The sequence below is a fragment of the Natrinema gari JCM 14663 genome, assembly GCF_000337175.1.
GTDB classification, from domain to species: Archaea; Halobacteriota; Halobacteria; order Halobacteriales; family Natrialbaceae; genus Natrinema; species Natrinema gari.
The window spans coordinates 39208-55703 of sequence record NZ_AOIJ01000057.1; the positions used below are offsets into that span (position 1 = coordinate 39208).

17 protein-coding genes and 1 tRNA gene are annotated in these 16496 nt (G+C 67.6%); 9 read left to right on the top strand and 9 right to left on the bottom strand.

The window, feature by feature from the left end; all coding sequences use genetic code 11:
• Positions 1-60: 60 nt before the first annotated feature.
• Positions 61-765 carry an enoyl-CoA hydratase/isomerase family protein gene (locus tag C486_RS12800; RefSeq protein WP_008456788.1) on the bottom strand — a complete coding sequence of 235 codons (705 nt, stop codon included), beginning with the start codon at positions 763-765 and terminating at the stop codon, positions 61-63.
• A gap of 60 nt (positions 766-825) precedes the next feature.
• On the opposite strand from C486_RS12800, the gene C486_RS12805 reads away from it, so the two are divergent.
• The 3 genes from C486_RS12805 to C486_RS12815 all read left to right on the top strand — a co-directional run bounded on the left by C486_RS12805 (position 826) and on the right by C486_RS12815 (position 3468).
• Positions 826-1593, top strand: a complete 768-nt coding sequence (locus C486_RS12805) for a DUF7114 family protein (RefSeq protein WP_008456790.1) — start codon at positions 826-828, stop codon at positions 1591-1593.
• 98 nt (positions 1594-1691) lie between these two features.
• Positions 1692-1763: transfer RNA gene (locus tag C486_RS12810), tRNA-Thr, on the top strand.
• Positions 1764-2040: 277 nt separating this feature from the next.
• On the top strand, positions 2041-3468 hold the full coding sequence (locus C486_RS12815; protein WP_008456792.1) for a sodium-dependent transporter: 1428 nt from the start codon (positions 2041-2043) through the stop codon (positions 3466-3468).
• Positions 3469-3752: 284 nt separating this feature from the next.
• Here the strand turns inward: C486_RS12815 and gfo6 are convergent, their stop codons facing one another.
• Positions 3753-4823 (bottom strand): D-xylose 1-dehydrogenase Gfo6, encoded by a 1071-nt coding sequence (gene gfo6, locus C486_RS12820; protein ID WP_008456794.1) that lies wholly within the window; start codon positions 4821-4823, stop codon positions 3753-3755.
• 205 nt (positions 4824-5028) lie between these two features.
• Between gfo6 and nadA the strand changes: the two genes are divergently transcribed.
• From nadA to nadC, 3 genes are read left to right on the top strand one after another with little or no spacing between them, the layout of a single operon-like run.
• The gene (nadA, locus tag C486_RS12825) at positions 5029-6162 is read left to right on the top strand and encodes a quinolinate synthase NadA (protein ID WP_008456796.1); all 1134 of its coding nucleotides are present in this window, start codon (positions 5029-5031) and stop codon (positions 6160-6162) included.
• A 2-nt stretch (positions 6163-6164) separates the two neighbouring features.
• Entirely contained in the window at positions 6165-7703 is a 1539-nt protein-coding gene (locus tag C486_RS12830) for an L-aspartate oxidase (protein WP_008456798.1), read from the top strand.
• A gap of 1 nt (position 7704) precedes the next feature.
• Positions 7705-8520 (top strand): carboxylating nicotinate-nucleotide diphosphorylase, encoded by an 816-nt coding sequence (nadC, locus tag C486_RS12835; protein WP_008456799.1) that lies wholly within the window; start codon positions 7705-7707, stop codon positions 8518-8520.
• A 6-nt stretch (positions 8521-8526) separates the two neighbouring features.
• Here nadC and C486_RS12840 read toward each other — a convergent pair whose 3' ends face one another.
• The 3 genes from C486_RS12840 to C486_RS12850 all read right to left on the bottom strand — a co-directional run bounded on the left by C486_RS12840 (position 8527) and on the right by C486_RS12850 (position 10605).
• Entirely contained in the window at positions 8527-9093 is a 567-nt protein-coding gene (locus C486_RS12840) for a DUF7529 family protein (RefSeq protein ID WP_008456801.1), read from the bottom strand.
• A 158-nt stretch (positions 9094-9251) separates the two neighbouring features.
• Positions 9252-9806, bottom strand: coding sequence for a class I SAM-dependent methyltransferase (locus C486_RS12845; protein WP_008456803.1), 555 nt, complete (start codon positions 9804-9806; stop codon positions 9252-9254).
• A gap of 91 nt (positions 9807-9897) precedes the next feature.
• Positions 9898-10605: a lipoyl protein ligase domain-containing protein gene (locus tag C486_RS12850; protein WP_008456805.1), complete on the bottom strand. Its 708-nt coding sequence runs from the start codon at positions 10603-10605 to the stop codon at positions 9898-9900.
• A 56-nt stretch (positions 10606-10661) separates the two neighbouring features.
• Between C486_RS12850 and C486_RS12855 the strand changes: the two genes are divergently transcribed.
• Positions 10662-11576 (top strand): hypothetical protein, encoded by a 915-nt coding sequence (locus tag C486_RS12855; protein ID WP_049910548.1) that lies wholly within the window; start codon positions 10662-10664, stop codon positions 11574-11576.
• 64 nt (positions 11577-11640) lie between these two features.
• Positions 11641-12132, top strand: coding sequence for a PaaI family thioesterase (locus tag C486_RS12860; protein ID WP_008456808.1), 492 nt, complete (start codon positions 11641-11643; stop codon positions 12130-12132).
• 296 nt (positions 12133-12428) lie between these two features.
• On the opposite strand, the gene C486_RS21715 is transcribed toward C486_RS12860, so the two are convergent.
• The 4 genes from C486_RS21715 to C486_RS21725 form a co-directional block, all read right to left on the bottom strand.
• Positions 12429-12593 (bottom strand): hypothetical protein, encoded by a 165-nt coding sequence (locus C486_RS21715; RefSeq protein WP_008456810.1) that lies wholly within the window; start codon positions 12591-12593, stop codon positions 12429-12431.
• A 141-nt stretch (positions 12594-12734) separates the two neighbouring features.
• Positions 12735-12899 (bottom strand): hypothetical protein, encoded by a 165-nt coding sequence (locus C486_RS21720; RefSeq protein WP_008456812.1) that lies wholly within the window; start codon positions 12897-12899, stop codon positions 12735-12737.
• A gap of 131 nt (positions 12900-13030) precedes the next feature.
• Positions 13031-13603, bottom strand: coding sequence for a cysteine hydrolase family protein (locus C486_RS12865; RefSeq protein ID WP_008456814.1), 573 nt, complete (start codon positions 13601-13603; stop codon positions 13031-13033).
• Positions 13604-14129: 526 nt separating this feature from the next.
• Entirely contained in the window at positions 14130-14306 is a 177-nt protein-coding gene (locus C486_RS21725) for a hypothetical protein (protein WP_008456815.1), read from the bottom strand.
• A 475-nt stretch (positions 14307-14781) separates the two neighbouring features.
• On the opposite strand from C486_RS21725, the gene C486_RS12870 reads away from it, so the two are divergent.
• Positions 14782-16488: an Hvo_1808 family surface protein gene (locus C486_RS12870; RefSeq protein WP_008456818.1), complete on the top strand. Its 1707-nt coding sequence runs from the start codon at positions 14782-14784 to the stop codon at positions 16486-16488.
• The last annotated feature ends 8 nt before the right edge of the window (positions 16489-16496 follow it).

The window sequence follows — 16496 nt, forward strand, 5'->3', positions numbered from 1 at the left end:
TCACTTTTGATGGACCGGTTCCGATACCGCGCTGCCAGCGATATCGGTTTCGGAGTCGTACTACTCGAGCAACGCGTCGATATCGTCGGCGTGGGCGGCGACGAGGTCGGCGAACGAGTCAGCCTCGCGTCGTTCCTGGGTGGCGCGCTCGCCATCGTCCCGGAGCCGGCGTTTCAGGACCCCGAGTGCGTCCGCGGCGTTCCCCGCGATCTCCTCGGCGACGGACCGTGGGTCGTCCTCGAGACGCGAGATCAGACCCGTTCGGAGCGCTGTCTCGGCGTCGATCGACCGCCCCGACAGCGCGAACTCGAGGGCGTCCCCCTCGCCCATGACGCGTGGCAATCGGACGGTGCCGCCCCAGGCACCGAACAGCCCGAAACTGACCCCCGGTTCCCCGTAGGTCGAGTCCGGGGTTCCGACCCGGACATCACAGGCCAGCGCGAGCTCGAGGCCCCCGCCGCGTGCGGGACCGTCGATTCCAGCGACGACGATCGCCGGCGAGTCTTCGATGGTCCGGGCGACGCGCTGACCCAGGCGGGCGAACGCGGCCGCGCGGTCGCGATCCCCTTCGAGGGCCGCGACTTCGTTCAGATCGGCACCAGCACAGAACGCCGGACCGCGCCCGCGAAGGTAAACGACGGGTGCCTCGGCCTCGCCGATCGCGGACTCGAGGGCCTCGAGCCCATCGACCGTCAGTGCGTTACGCGCATCGGGGCGGTTCATCGTCACGGTGCGAATCGGTCCGTCAGCGTCGACCTCGATCATGTCAGCAGTCGATCCGGCGTTTCCAAAGGTCTTTGCCTCCCCCGTCGTAACCCCCCGCTAATGGAGAATGCCGACAGCTGTCGGCGTGCCGCCGTCGAGGCAATCGCGGACGTCGAACCACCACAGCTACACGACTACATCGAAGCCACCCTCGAGCGTACATCGATGGTGCCCGGCCTCCTCACCTTGGAGAGCGCCGCGATGATGGGGGCCGAGAGAGGCGTCGTCGGACCCGACTGCGAGCAGTCCTTCGATGCCGACTCCGCCACCGATGGAGGACGCGACCGATCGGCCAACTCCGACTCCGACGGCGTCGTCACGCACGCAGCCGGCGTCCAGCTCATCTACGAGGGGCTGCGTCTGACCCGCTCGCTCGCCCGCGACGAGCCCTGGACGGCGACCGACGTCAGCGCGGGCGACGGCGACCTCGCGATCCTCGCGGCCGATATCCTCGTCGCCCGCGGGTTCTACCTGCTGGCCCGTACCGACGCCGCCAACAAGGCGGTCCGAACCGTCCAGTCGTTCGGCCGCGACCAGACCCGGCGTACCGACCTCGCGACCGACGACGGCGACCTCGATCCGACGGCGTCCGATCTCGACGCCACCCTCGAGCGGGACGTGCTCGAACTCGCCGCCCTCACCGGGGCCGTCGCCGTCGACGAAACGCCGTCGCCGCGCCTGCTTGCCATCGTGGACTCGCTCGCCGACGCCGTCGGGACCTCGTTTCCGCCGGTCGAGGACTCGCTTGCCAACCTCGAGCCCTCGGCCCGCGAGCAGTCCCTCGAGGACCACGCGACCGATCGGGCCACGTCGGCGACGGACCCGTGATGTCGGTGTCGACCCCCGGAGGGGACCCCGACAATCCGGCGCACGGCCCGATCGAATCGAAACCCATAAAGACATCTCCGATCAACGAAGAAGTACGCGCCTGGGTAGCTTAGCGGTAAAGCGCGTCCTTGGTAAGGACGAGAGCCCGGGTTCAAATCCCGGCCTAGGCTTCCTGCGTTTTGGTTCCATCGCGAGCTTATACCGACCAATACTGGTCGGTCCGTCTCTCCCCCTTGCCTATAGTAGCAATTGAAACGATTTACACACTGATCGCAACGCTGTCGTGCGATCAGGTTTGCACTGACTTTCAGTTGCTACTATAGTCTACGATCGTGGCGGTCCGTCGGGAGGTGAGTAAGCGTCGTGTTCAGCATCCATGTCATCGCGAATGGGTTGTGCCACTGATAAACAATCCTTATGCGCGCCGAGTCGATTCCCTGAGACAGGATGGTACGTGAGAGTTGGGCGAGTCGTGCCGGATTTATCTTCGCCGCGGTCGGAAGTGCGATCGGGCTGGGGAACATCTGGCGATTTCCCTGGATGACCGCGGAGAACGGCGGGAGCGCCTTTCTGCTGTTGTATCTACTCATCGTCCTCGTCGTCGGGGTGCCGGGATTGCTGGCCGCGCTCGTGATCGGTCGCCGGTCGAATCGGAACCCAGTGGGGGCGTTCAAATCGCTCGCCGGATCGCGGTTCTGGACGGGGTTGGGCGCGCTCTGTGTCGTTACCTCGATCATGCTGATGTCGTTCTACAGCGTCGTCGGCGGGTGGATCCTTCGGTACTTCGTCGAGAGCGCGACGGGTGCCTATTTCGCGAATCCCGAAACCCACTTCGCGGCGATCAGCTACGGTGCCGAAGCGTTCGGCTACCAACTCGCCGTCCTCGCGGCCACGTCGCTGATCGTCGCCGCGGGGATCAGACGCGGCATCGAAGCGACGACGAAGGTGATGATACCCGGCGTCGTCGTGTTGCTCATCGGACTCGCGATCTGGGCGGCCCGTCAGCCCGGCGCTGCGCAGGGTTACGAGTTCTACCTCGAGTTCGACGGTGCCTACCTCGCGGCGAACTTCCTCTCGGTACTTGGAGGGGCCGCTGGCCAGGCGCTGTTTACCCTCTCGATCGGTAGCGGGACGATGATCACCTACGCCTCCTACGTCGACGATAACCGCTCGCTGCCTCTCGATGCCTCGGCTATCGCCGTGTTCAACCTTGGGATCGGTATTCTGGCCGGATTCGTGGTGTTCCCGCTGTTGTTCTCGTTCGCGCCGGGCCCGACTGCGGGTGGCCCCGGCGCGCTGTTCATCGGGATCGCCGGTGCGTTCGCGAGCCTGCCCGGCGGGCGACTGCTCGGCGCGGTCTTTTTCCTCGTCGTGTTGCTTGCAGCCCTGACGAGTCTGATCAGCATGCTCGAGATTCCGGTCTCGTTTCTGGTCGACGAGTTCGATCTCGAGCGATCGACGGCGACCCGGGGGCTGTTCGCGCTGATCGTCTTCACCGGCGGTGTGAACGCGTTCAGCCCCGTTGTGTTTACGCTGTTCGCGGATCACCTCGTCGACCTGCTCTTGATGCTCGGCTTGACCGGGTTCATGATCTATACGGCCTGGGTCCTCGGGCCGGCCGCGGTCGAGGAGTTCCTCGAAGGTGCCGGACGGCTCTCACGCCCCCTGGTGGTCCCGTGGCGATACGCGATCGGGACCCTCTTCCCGGCGTTTCTCCTCTTTACATTCTACGCCGACGTCGCGGCCTTAGTCGGGCTCGCAGCGGGCACGGGGCTGTTGGTGGTCGCGACGCTGCTGACGGTGCTGGCGCTCGTCGTCGTGGCTCGTCGGTCCGGCTCCGAAAACCGACCGCAGCCGAGCGAGCGTCCGGACTGACTGCGACGAGTTGCTCAGTACGACCCGAACGGCTGCGCTGCGAGCGCGACGACGTCGCGCAAATAGCAACAGTCTCCCTCGAGTGACCTCGCACCTGACGTGTCATTTTTAATACATTAGTCGTGGTTCCGAACCCGTCCTGCAGCTCGAAGCGGCGATCGGTCGGTCACTTCGTCACGCCGGTTGGATTCCTCGGAGACCGGCGGCCGTCCCGCTATCGCACGGCAACGTACTGGTTGAAGGCGGGGTCTCTCGATCGTTCGATACCAGACCCGGATCCGGGCTCACTCGAGGTCGACTCGACAGTCGGTGTCGGCTGACTCGAACGCGGCTTCGATGGCCTGCAAGTCCGTGAGGCCGTCTTCGCCGTCGGGTTCGGGGTGGGTGCCGGTTAGGACGCAGTAGCCGAAGTAGTCGAACTCCTCGCGGACCTCGTCGACCGGCGGGCCGGTGTACTCCATGCGAACGTCGCCGCTCTCGACGACCATCTCTTGGGGAACGACGCCGCCGAACGGCGACTCGATGTCGATCATGCCGTCGGTGCCGATCAGTTCGAGCGCGCTCCGGGCGTGAGCGTCGAGGCTCGCCGTACACGAGGCCGTCGCGCCGGTCTCGAATTCGAGTTGAAACGCGATCTGTTCTTCGACTGCGTCGAACGGCTCGCCCCGCGAATGGGTGGTCGCGTACACTCCTGTTAGGTCGCAGTCCAGGAGGAACCGGGTCGTGTTGAGCGGATAGACCCCGAGGTCGACCAGTGCGCCACCGCCGGCGAGTTCGGGATCGAGCCGCCACGTGTCGGGCGTTGCGTGCTCGAGCAACGGATTCGAGAACCCGCCGTGAACCTGGACGACATCACCGATCACCCCCTCACGGACGAGTTCCCGCGTGCGGCGAACCGTCGGTTCGGTCTGGAGCCGGTAGGCAGTCATCAGCGTCACGCCGGCATCGGCACAGGCGTCGACGACCGCCCGAGCGCGCTCGACGCTGATCTCGAGGGGTTTCTCGCAGAGGACGTGCTTCCCGAACGCGGCCGCTGCGGTCGCATAGTCGCCGTGGAACGCGTTCGGTGCCGCGACGTAGATCCCGTCGTAGGCGTCCGTCCGCTCCCCCGCGAGGAACACGTCGTAGTCGATGACGTGTGGGACGTCGTAGGCTTCGGCGACGTCCGCCACCCGGCCGGGCGAATTCGTGACCAGGACCGTCGTCTCACAGTTGTCGCCCTCGGAAATCGCGGGCAGCGCACGCTGGCGCGCGAAGCCGCCGATGCCGATAACCGCGAGGCGGACGGTTCCCTCGACCGATTCGTGCTCCCAGTCGCGTCGCGTGAAGTCCGTGAATGCGTCCTCGAGCGCCATACCCTTCCTAGGGCCCGCAGCGGAAAGGGCCACAGTGAACGCTGTCCTGACTGTCAGCGCGTGGGATCTATCGGTCCCGCGGAACAACCGATGACGGGTATTCGAACGCCGTATATATCGATAGTATTGCCCCGGAATGCCTTTTCGAAGGAAAAAGTTATTCAATGCCGCCCTCTGATATGCGAACAGCCACTGGTGACGTAAGATGGTCAAAATGGAAACGGCGGAGCTGGACACCGATCTGAGTCTGTTCAAATACGACAACCTCGAGCAACTCCCACCGAGATACCGGGAGCTCGAGGAAGACGAACGGACCGAACGTATCGATGCGGCGCTCGAGGACCTCGGTGACGATGTCGTTATCCTGGGGCACAACTACCAGCGACGGGAGATCGTCGAACACGCCGACTTCATCGGTGACTCCTACCAGCTCTCGAAGGAGGCGGCCGAGGCCGACGCCGAGTACGTGATCTTCGGCGGGGTCACGTTCATGGCCGAGAGCGCGGACATCATCACGGACGACGACCAGTCCGTGATCCTCCCGAGCATGGAGGCGTCGTGTCCGATGGCCGGGATGGCCGAGGCCCTCCAGGTCGACAGCGCATGGGCCGAGATCACGGCGGCCGCGCCCGACGCGGACATCATCCCGATCACCTACATGAACTCCTACGCGGACCTGAAGGCCTTCTGTGCGAGCCAGGGTGGGCTCGTCTGTACCTCCTCGAACGCCCACGAGGCGTTCGAGTACGCCTTCAACAAGGGTGACAAGGTCCTGTTCCTGCCCGACAAACACCTCGGGGAGAACACCGCCCACCGACTCGACATGGAAGAGGAAATCGCCGAGTGGGACCCCTGGGACCCCGAGGGGAAAGACGCCGACGAGGTCGCGGAAAGCGATATCATCCTCTGGGACGGCTACTGTCAGGTCCACGAACGGTTCCGCGAGGAGCACATCGACCAGGTCCGGGCGGACAACCCGGACGCGAACGTTATCGTCCACCCCGAGTGTCGCCGCGAGGTCGTCGAGGCGGCGGACAAAGCCGGGTCGACCGCCACGATCTGTGAAACCGTCGCGAACGCCGATCCCGGCGATACCTGGGCCATCGGCACCGAGATTCACTTGACGAATCACCTCCAGCGCTGGCACCCCGAGGTAAACGTCGTCCCGCTCTGTGGCGACGCCTGCATGGACTGCAACGCCATGCGCCAGATCGACCCGAACTACCTGACCTGGGTGCTCGAGGAACTCGCAGAGGGACGCGAACACAACGTGATCGAGGTCGCCCCCGAGGAGAAGGAACTCGCGGGCGTCGCGCTCGACCGCATGCTCGAGATCTAACCATGACCGAGACAGACACCGGGACGGCAACGACGACCGACGGCGAGGTCGCGGACGTCCTCATCGTCGGCAGCGGTATCGCGGGCTGTGCGGCCGCCCTGTCGGCCGCACGGGAGGGCGCGGACGTTCTCCTCCTGACCAAAGCGACCAAGCCGGACGACGCCAGCACCGACTGGGCGCAGGGCGGGATCTCGACGACGCGTGGGGATCCGGAGTCGCTCAAGACCGACATCATCGACGCCAGCGACGGCACTGCGGATCCGGACGCCGTCGATACCCTCGTCGAGAACGCCGACGACGCCGTCGAGGACGTGCTCGTCGACACCCTCGCGGTCGCGTTCGACGAGGGCGAGGACGGCGCGTTCGACTACACTCGCGAGGCCGCTCACTCGGCGTCTCGCATCCTCCACGTCGACGCCGCGACCGGGACGCATATCTTGCGACCGTTCCTCAACTACGTCGCCGACCACGAGCGGATCGAAGTGCGGCAGGATACCGCCGCCCTCGAGCTGATCACCGCCGAGGGGCGCGTCCACGGCGTGGTGAGCGACGAAGCGCCGACCGGGCACCCGATCTACGCTGGCGCGACGATCCTCGCGACCGGCGGAATCGGCGCGCTCTACGGCCGCTCGACCAATCCGGCGGACGCGACTGGCGACGGCATCGCCATGGCCGCGCTCGCCGGGGCCGAGATCGAGGACATGGAGTTCGTCCAGTTCCACCCAACGGCGTACGCCGGCGCGGACCCCTTCCTGCTCTCCGAGGCCCTCCGTGGCGAGGGGGCCGTCCTCCGCAACGGCGACGGCGAGCAGTTCATGCCCGAGTACCACCCGCAGGGCGATCTCGCGCCCAGAGATGTCGTCGCCCGCGCGGTCGAAACGGAACGCGAGGCAACCGGCGAGGTCGTCCTCGACGTGCGCCCCCTCGAGTTCGAGGCCGAGTACCCCGCCATCGCCGAGAAGTGCCGTGATCGGGGCATCGAGGGCGACGAGATCCCAGTCGCGCCCTGCGAGCACTTCCTGTGTGGCGGGATCGCCGTCGACGACCGTGGCCGGACCTCGCTCGATCGGCTCTACGCCGTCGGCGAGTGCGCCCGCACCGGCGTCCACGGCGCGAACCGACTGGCGAGTACCAGCCTGCTCGAGGGACTCGTCTGGGGGCTCCGAGCGGGCGACGATGCGGTCGGAGTCGACCCCGAAGCCGTCGCGGCTCCCGAACTCCTGAACCGGGACCCCGCTCTGCCCGACCGCTTCGCTGCTGAGAAGTTTACCCGCCTCAGGCGGACGATGGACGAGTACCTCGGTCTCGAGCGCGACCCCGACGAGATCGCCCGCGCGAGTAGCGTCCTACGGCGGCTCAAGGGCGAGGTCGACGCCTACATCCGAACGCGGACGGCGCGGGACCTCTACGAACTCCGCAACGCCAGCGTCGTCGCGCTGTTGATCGCGCGTGCGGCGAGCGAGAACACCGACTCGGTGGGCTGTCACTACGTCGTGACCGACGCCGACGAATCGACGGCCGAACCGCCGGCGGACGACTGAGATGATCACCGACGCACAGATCGAGCGCTGGCTCCGCGAGGACGTCGGCCACCACGACGTGACGAACCACGTTCCCGGCGAGACGACCGGCAGGCTCGTCGCGACGGAGGCGGGCGTCGCCGCCGGTCTCGAGGCCGCGGTGGCTGTCTTCGAGTATCTCGGCGTCGCCGTCGTCGATCGACTCGCGGACGGCACCGCCGTCGAACCGGGCGACGACCTGCTCCGTGTCGAGGGGACCACACGCGACCTCCTCCGCGGTGAGCGCGTCGCCGTCAACCTCGCGGGCCACGCGTCGGGAATCGCGACGCGGACGCGGACGGCGGTCGAACGCGCTCGGTCCGAGTCCGACGATGTCGCCATCGCTGCGACCCGCAAAACCACGCCCGGCCTGCGCGGCCTCGAAAAGCGCGCGGTCGTCGCGGGTGGCGGCGACACCCATCGGCTCGATCTCTCGCATATGGTCATGGTCAAGGACAACCACATCGCGGAGATGGGACTCGAGGACGCGATCGCTCGTTGTCGGGAGCGCACATCGTTCGCGACGAAGATCGACGTCGAGGTCGAGGCCGTCGCGGACGCCCCGCGGGCGGCCGCGGCCGGCGCGGACATCGTCCTGCTCGACAACATGACGCCCAAGGACACGCGGGCGGCCGTCGCTGCGCTCGCCGATCACGAGGGTGTTCTGGCCGAGGCCAGCGGCGGGATCACCGTCGCGGACGTGCCGGCCTACGCCGCGACCGGCGTCGACGTGATCTCGATGGGGTCGCTGACCCACTCGGCACCGGTGCTGGACCTCTCCTTTCGGACCGGCGAGTGACCGCCCTCAGTCGTCGTCCGGCCCCCACGCTCGCACGTCCGACTCCTCGAGAAAGAGCGACGGATCGTCGTGGGAGAAGCTGACCCACTGGTCCGTCGACGGCGTCGTCACGTGGGTCAGGAGCTGTTCCTCCAGCAGCGCCGTTTCGAACACGTCCCGACAGGCCGATAGATCGTACGTGAGCGGGACGAAAATGGCCGTTTCGCTCGATTCGTCGCGCTCGACCGTCAGCGCGAGTCGGCGCTCGCTCCCGTCGGCAGCGACCGGGCGGTAGTAGACGTTCGCCGACGTGATCGTGACCGCTCCCTCCTCGATGAGGTCCGCGACGAGCTCGTACTCCGCGGCGCTGACCGTGACGTCGAGTCCGACCCGCTCGTCCCGATCGACCGGCGAGACGGCGGTCGGCTCGAGGACGACGACGTCCCAGCCCGCATCGCGGTACTCCTCGGCGATAGCGCGCGCGTCCGCGAGGAGGGCCGCCCACAGCGATCCAGCGGGTGCCGCGCCGTCAGCGGCCGCTGACTCGGTCGTCGCGTCCGATCCGGCCGCTGGCTCCGACTCGTCGCGCGTCATCGGGACGCCTCCGGTCGCGTTCGTGTCGTCATACTCGAGGCCGACGACGCGGAGCCGAAAAACGTTACCTCACTCCCGCTTCGCGTCGGTCGGACCCGAGCGTGGCGGCCCGGCGGTGGCGTCCCCCTCGAGAGACCGATGCACTCGGCAACCCGCGTCTACGTCTCGCCGTCATCGCTCGAATCCGGCGGCGGCAGGTCGAGCGGCCCTATCGCGTCACGCCAGAGATCCTCGCCGTCGGGATCACACGCTGCTTGCCACTCCGCCGGCGGCAGTATCGTGGCGTCTATCTCTCCGTCCTGGGCCGCCACCGGCGGGTCGATCCGCACCAGGTGGAGCAACGTCCCGACTCGGTCGTGCGACCGGATCCGGTCCAGCGCGGCCGTCGCCTCGTCGACAGTCAGAAACGAGAGCATGCATTCGGTGACGAAGACATCGATCTCGTCGATCCCGAACGCCTCGCGCAGCGACGCGACGAGGTCCTCGTCGCGAACGTCCGCCTCGAGCAGTCGTTCCCGCGTTGAGGGTGCCGCCGTCTCCAGTATCGATCGGGAGGCGTCGAAGCCGTAGGCCGCCACGCCGGCCGCGCGCAATTCGGCGACGGTCGCCCCCGCGCCACAGCCCGCAACGACGACCACCGGCGCTCGGTCGTCGTCGGCGACGACCGCGGCGAACGCGGCGAGCGCCCGCGCCCTGTCGTGTGTCTCTCCCATACGATCCCGTCGGTCCGCACGTCGAAAACCCTCTCGGCGATGTCCGGCGTTGGGCGGCGGTCATGCCCCTCCCCTCGTGGGCCGGCGGTCGCTACCGTCCGTCGCCGATGCGTTCGATCGATACGTCGCTCGCGTCGCCGAGCAGCCCCTCCTCGAGCGCCGTTCGGACGGCGTCGGGATCGGACGGCCCGCCCGCGGCCGCGACGGTGCCGACCGACGCCGGATCGAGCGGCACCGCGAGCGCGTCGTAGACCCGCTCGAGCACGGCCGCGAGTTTCTCGCGGGCGGCTACGAGCACGATGCCGGCGACGAGGGCGGCGTCGCTCCGCACGCGCTGGGCGATGCCGACGACTTTTCGCTGCCGTCCGTCCGCGCTTGCGACCGACAGCGAGTGCGTTCCGGGGCAAAACGAGTCGTCGGGTTCGCCACGGATCGGCTCGAGGCCGAGCGTCCGAAGCGCCCGCTCGAGGGCTGCCGACGCGCGGTCGTAGCGCTCGGTCGAGCCGGTCCGGAAGTCCGCGACCGGTTCGGCGCGGGCGAACGCCAGCGTCGTCGTCCCGTCGTAGGCGACCGCCCGCCCGCCGACGCCGCGCTCGACCGGCGGAAAATCCCGCTCGTCGGCGCGCTCACGGGCGCGGTCGTACCCTTCGAGGCGCGCGTCCCGGCGGCCGAACGCGACCTGTCGGTGGGGTGTCCAGACGCGGACGGCCGACTCGCCGTCGGCGGCCACCGAGAGCAGTCGCTGACTCACATCGCGATCGGCCGCGATGGACGCCGCCCGTCCACGAAACACGCGCATACCGGCCGTTCGACCCGGTGCATCTAAACGTTCACGCTACCCAGACCGAGACGACGATGGCCGTCACGCTTCCCGAGGCCGTACTGGCGCGCTACGAGCGCTTCTCGCTGTACAACTCCCCGTATCCCGCCCACGACGGCGGCTGTGCGGTCGATCTCTACCCTGGAACCCTCGAAAACGGGCGGACGACCGCCGCGCCGAGTCCGGTCGCGGGCACCGTCCGCGAGACTCGAACCGTTCGCGCGCCGTCGAAGCCCTACGCACCCGAACACGACCACCTGATCCTGCTCGAGCCCGCGGACTCCAGCCCGGTCGCCGGGTTGACGGTTCGAATCCTGCACGTCGATCCGGCGGTCGATGCCGGCGATCGCATCGACCGGGGTGACTCGCTCGGTCGGCTCGTCCGCGCGGGGTTTTTCGCACCCTGGGTCGACAACCACCTTCACGTCGGGTTTCGCAGCCCGGATCAGAACCCCTATCGGGCGGCGGGATCGCTCCCGATCGACCTCGACGCGGCGGTGCGCCCGCTCGAGTGGGACGGCACCGGCCGGGTTCGATCGACCGGCGACACCTACGCGGTACTCAATGCGCCGACTCACCCCGAACCGGGCGCGGCGTTCGTCGGCGTGCGGGCCGACTGCGGTGGCGTCCTTGACGGGGGCGTCCCCCACTACGACGGCGGCGGGCTGCTCGAGCAGCCCGAGTCGGCGGCGGACGAGCCGACCGAGACGGCCGTCTCGCTGAACGGCGACCGCCTCGGCGTCGCCGACGGCCGCACGATCGCGTGGGACGACGTGACCGTCACCGCAAACGGCGAGCCGATCACCGGACTGTCGCTGTTCTGCGCTCGCGACGGCGAATTCGGCGCGAAACTGATCTGTCCGGAGCGCTCGTTCGCACGCGGCGACCGGGTCCGGGTCCGGGTTCGCTCGAGCGACGACGTCTGCAAGGACACTACCCCGTGCCGATGAACGCCGAACAACGGCCACGCCGGGAAGCGTAGCTGTCAAGACCGTTGCCGACGCACGGGTGGCCATGACCGAGGAGACGCCAACGATGGACGCACTCGACGAGTGCGACGATCTCGAGGGGATGCTGCAGTACCTTCTCGACGAGAACCAGGAGTTCCTCTCGTGGCTCGGGACGACCGTCGACGATGTCGGCGACGGAACGATGACGATGTCGATCCCCTACGACGAGAAACTGACGAACACGCGACCTACCGCGTCGGCCGACGAGCAGGCGGACCTCCACGGTGGCGTCGCGGCCACGCTCATCGACACCGTCGGCGGCCTCTCCCTGCGGACGGCTATGGACGACCCGTTCGATGCGCGGATCGCGACGATCAACCTGAACGTCAACTACCTCCGGCCGGCGACGAGCGACCTCGTGGCAACCGCGGACGTGATCCGAGTCGGCGGCAGCGTCGGCGTCAGCGAGATCACCGTCGAAAGCACGACCCCCGACGGAACGACGAACCCCGTGGCGATCGGCCAGGGCGCATACCGCGTGTTCCGGTCCGAGTAGCAGCCGTCGGTCGCTCCGTCGGCGCGCCTCGGGTTTTCGGCGCGGACTCGGCAGCGGGACGGGCCCCGTTTCCGGCGTAAGATCCGCAACTGCTCTCTCCGCTCTCACCCTCCCGGCGACTCCGGGACGCGCCCGGGACAGCTGCTCGCCGTCGCCGAGCCGGAACCGACTGTCGGTGCGGAGCCGCTGGGTGCTCGCGCTCACCGCGACCTTCGCGGTCTGCAGCCTCGAGATCGATGAGGCCGAACCGATACTGGGTCTCGAGCCGTCCGGGCCGACCGAGACGCCGTGTCGGGTCAGTCGTCGGCGGTCACGGTCCGGAGACGGAACAGGAGTACCACCGTCACGAGCCCGAACACGGCGGCGTACGCCGTTGCACCGAACGAGAGGTAGTACCAGAGCGCGTACGCGCTGCCTGCGATGCCGAGCAGGTACACCGGTCGTAGCCGTTGCTCGTTCATTCGCGATCCCGCTCCGTTCTCGATCCGAGCCGCGCCCGACGGATCGGTTCGGTCGCTCCTGGTTGCGCGCCGTTCATATCCACTCGTTCGATCGACGATCGGAAAAGCCTCTCACTCGAGGCCGACCGTCGGACTCACCTCTCAGCGATCGGCGGACAGCATCCGTAGACGCACCACGAGATACACCGCCACGAACGCGAACGCGGCGGCGTACAGCCACGTTCCGCTCGTGACCGCGTACGCGAACGCCACCGCGTTCAGTGCGATGCCAGCCAGATAGAGCGGTCGCAACCGCCGCCGGTTCATTCGTTCTCACCGTCGCTTGGCCGCTCGAGGCGCGAGCAGTGTGCCGTCGCGGGGAGCAGTCGGATCGCGATCATACCCAGTGTTGGATCGAGGCCGTGAAAAATCGCCGGTGTGGCCGCGTCGCCGGTCGGTTACGCGAACGCGATCGCGTCGCTCGGTTCGACCTCGCCGAACAGCCACGCGGCGTGCTCGAGGGCGTACTCGCGGTGGTCGTCCTCGATCGCGCCGATACAGTCCTCGACCATGATCGGGCGGAAGTCACGCAGCCCCGCGCTGCCGCCGGTGTGGAGCACGCAGACGTTCGCGAGGGTGCCACAGATAACGAGGTCGTCGATCCCGCGGGCGTTGAGCCACCCCTCGAGTTCCGTGTTGTGGAAGGCGTCGTAGGTGTGTTTCTCCACGACGTTGTCGGCCGCGTCGACGGGGAGTTCGTCGACGACCTCGGCCTCCCAAGATCCCTCGAGAACGTGCTCGCCCCACTGTTCGAACTCGTCGTAGTAGTGGGCGTCGTCGAACTGGTCCGGCGGGTGGACATCGCGGGTGAACAGCAGCCACGCGCCGGCGTCGCGGGCGCGAGCGACGAGGTCGGCGATCGGTTCGATGACAGCCTCGCTGCCCGGCGCGTACAGCGATCCGTCCGGGTGACAAAACCCGTTTTGCATGTCGACGACGACCACCGCCGTGCTGTCCGGCTCGAGGTGCATGACTACGCGACGATACGTCCGGGACCGACAAAACGTTCGCGGGACCCGCGAGCGCGCCACCGGTGAGCCGTCGAGCGGCGACCCGTCGGTTGCCGGCCGTACTCCGTCATGGTGGCGCGCGCTGGGCTGCGGTGAGTCGCCGACGAACCGCAGGCGGAAGCCGTGCGAGGGATGAGCGAGTGGTGCGAGCGGGCGCGTCGCGCCCGCGAGCAAAACGAGCGAATCGGCTGGGGAGGATGTGGCGACTCCCTGCCGTCATCAGCAGTGCGTCCCGGTTCGGCAGTGTGGTTCCGGTTCGTCAGTGTGTCGCTAGTTCGACTCGGACGACACACTCGCGCCCCGTTTACAGCCCGGCCGACCGACGTACGATGTCGACGGTCGCGGTGGTGCTGTGGTGTGGTGGTGATTTCGATGGCCCGCCAACCGGCCGGATGACTGCCGGGGCTCGAGCGAGCCCCCGCCAAGACCACCTGCACCGATCCACACACCCATCGCACAACCGCCGTGCGACGGTGTGCAGTGACGGTCAGTGGCGACCAGCGTCGTCGGGCTGGACGAGATTCGGCGGCACCGTACAGCCACACGGGCTGGCCGAGGCCGTCATGGGGCCGGACACGGTGAGGAACCCGACCGGCTCACCGCAGCGCGGACACGTCGGCGGCGACGCGTCACCGTCCCGGTCGCCGTCACAACCGCTACACATCAGTCCCACCCCTCGAGCAACGGAGCAGCGGTGACACTCCTGCAGTCTGGCGATTCCGTCGTCTTGCGGGAGGTTTATATCCCGATAGAACGTATGCAATCATTGCTTGCAATCCCCTCGGGAGGGTTGGAAGCTCCGTCTCGGGTGCTGTTTCCACCCGGGGCATTTCGAGAACGCCCACTTTTCTGGAACGTCGCTTCTGTCCGAATATCTATCTCGTTGTGACTTATATCTATTGCTCCAGTCATGAAATCTACCCGGTCGCGAGCACACGCAGCCCCTACGGACAGCGCGAGACTCGATCTCCTTGCCACTGACGACGGCGCGCGGTCCGAGCACGCGATCCGTCTCGAGCAACGACCCGGTCGTCGACGGCCGCCGTCGCGGGACTGCCGCCCGGCGTAGCCGTTCCCGTAATCGTCGTCCTTTTTACACTCCTCTCCTTACGGATAGCTATCCGATTCAGATGACATGGATGCGCACCCGTTCGTCAACCGCCCTCCTCGCAGTCGCTCTCGCGACACTCCTCATCACCAGCGGGCTCGCCGGCCCGGCCCTCGCGGCGGGGCCGGCCGCCGGCCCGCCCGACGCCACCGTCCAGTCCACGACCGCCGGGTCGTCCCTCGACTCGACGACCGCCGTGGGATCGACGGCCACGGGGACGACGGCCTCGAGTCCGACAAGCGCGGCCGTTCAGGACGCCCGTCCCGACACCCCCTCGACCGAGGACACCGTCGGCTACGTCGAGGGTTACTGGTACGACGATCCACTGCCGGTCGACAACCAGTCCGACGCGGTCGTCGACGAGGACGACCTCGACCCCGTCGTCTACCGAGCGATGGCCCGCGTCGAGCGAATCCGCAACCTCACCTTCTCCGAGGAAGTCACCGTCGACGTCATCTCCCGGTCGGAGTACCGTGAGACCAACGGCGATCGCTTTACCAACATCTCCTCGGCGAACCGTCTCGAGGCGAACGTCGGCTACGAGGCGCTGTTCATGGTCGACCGGGAGACCGACGCGGCCAACGCGACCCAGACGGTCTACGGCGGTTCCGTCGGCGGGTCCTATCACCCCGAGACCGACCAGATCGTGATCGTCTCCGAGAACCCCGACACCCCCGAGTTAGACGAGGTCACGCTCGGGCACGAACTCGTCCACGCGCTCCAGGACCAGCGGTACAACCTGTCGCGGTTCCACGGGACGACCCAGGACGAGGAGACCGCCATGAGCGGGCTGATCGAAGGCGACGCGAGCCGCGTCGAACGCGAGTACAAAGCGACCTGCGGTCGCGAGTGGGACTGTCTCGTCCCGCGCAACGACGGCAGTGGCCAGCTCCCCGATATCAACTGGGGAATCTACTTCAGCGTCTACCAGCCCTACAGCGACGGGCCGGACTACGTCAACTACCTGCGCACCCAGGGCAACGACTGGGAAGCGGTCAACGCGGCGTACGACGACCCGCCGCGGACGACCTCGGCGGTGATCCACCCCGGCTCGGGGCGCGAGCCCGCGAACGTCTCCGTCCCCGATCGCTCGAGCGAGGACTGGCGACAGCTCCGAACCGACGGCGAGGTCGCCACGGATACCATCGGCGAGGCGGGCATGGTCGCGATGTTCGCCGCTGATGCGGTCGAGAGCGACCGGGACGCGGTGATCGAGGCCGCAGACCTCTTCGAGAGTGCGGAAAACTACAACTACAACCACTCGTACACGAACGGCTGGGCCGGCGACAAACTGGTCGCCTACACGAACGACGAGGCCGATAGCGCGAGCAAGCCGGCCGCTGCGGCCGGCCACGCCGGCTACGTCTGGCGGACGCAGTGGGAGTCCGGGACCGACACTCAGCAGTTCGTCAACGGCTATCTCCGACTGCTCGAGAACCACGGTGCCGACGCCGTCGACGGGCGACAGGACACCTACGTGATCGAGGACGGCGGCTATTCCGGCGCGTACTATCTCAACCGGACGGGAGAGACGCTGACGATCGTCCGCGCGCCCGCCGTCGACGACCTGTCGAACGTCGAGGCCGGTGCCGCACCGGAGGGCGAGGACACCCTCGAAATCACCGACCGGAGCGATACCGTGTCCGGCTTCGGTCCGGGGGCCGCAGTGGGCGCGATCGCGACCGCCCTGCTCGGCACCGGGTACCGAGCCGTCGCCGACCGCCACGATCAGGACTGACTGACGCG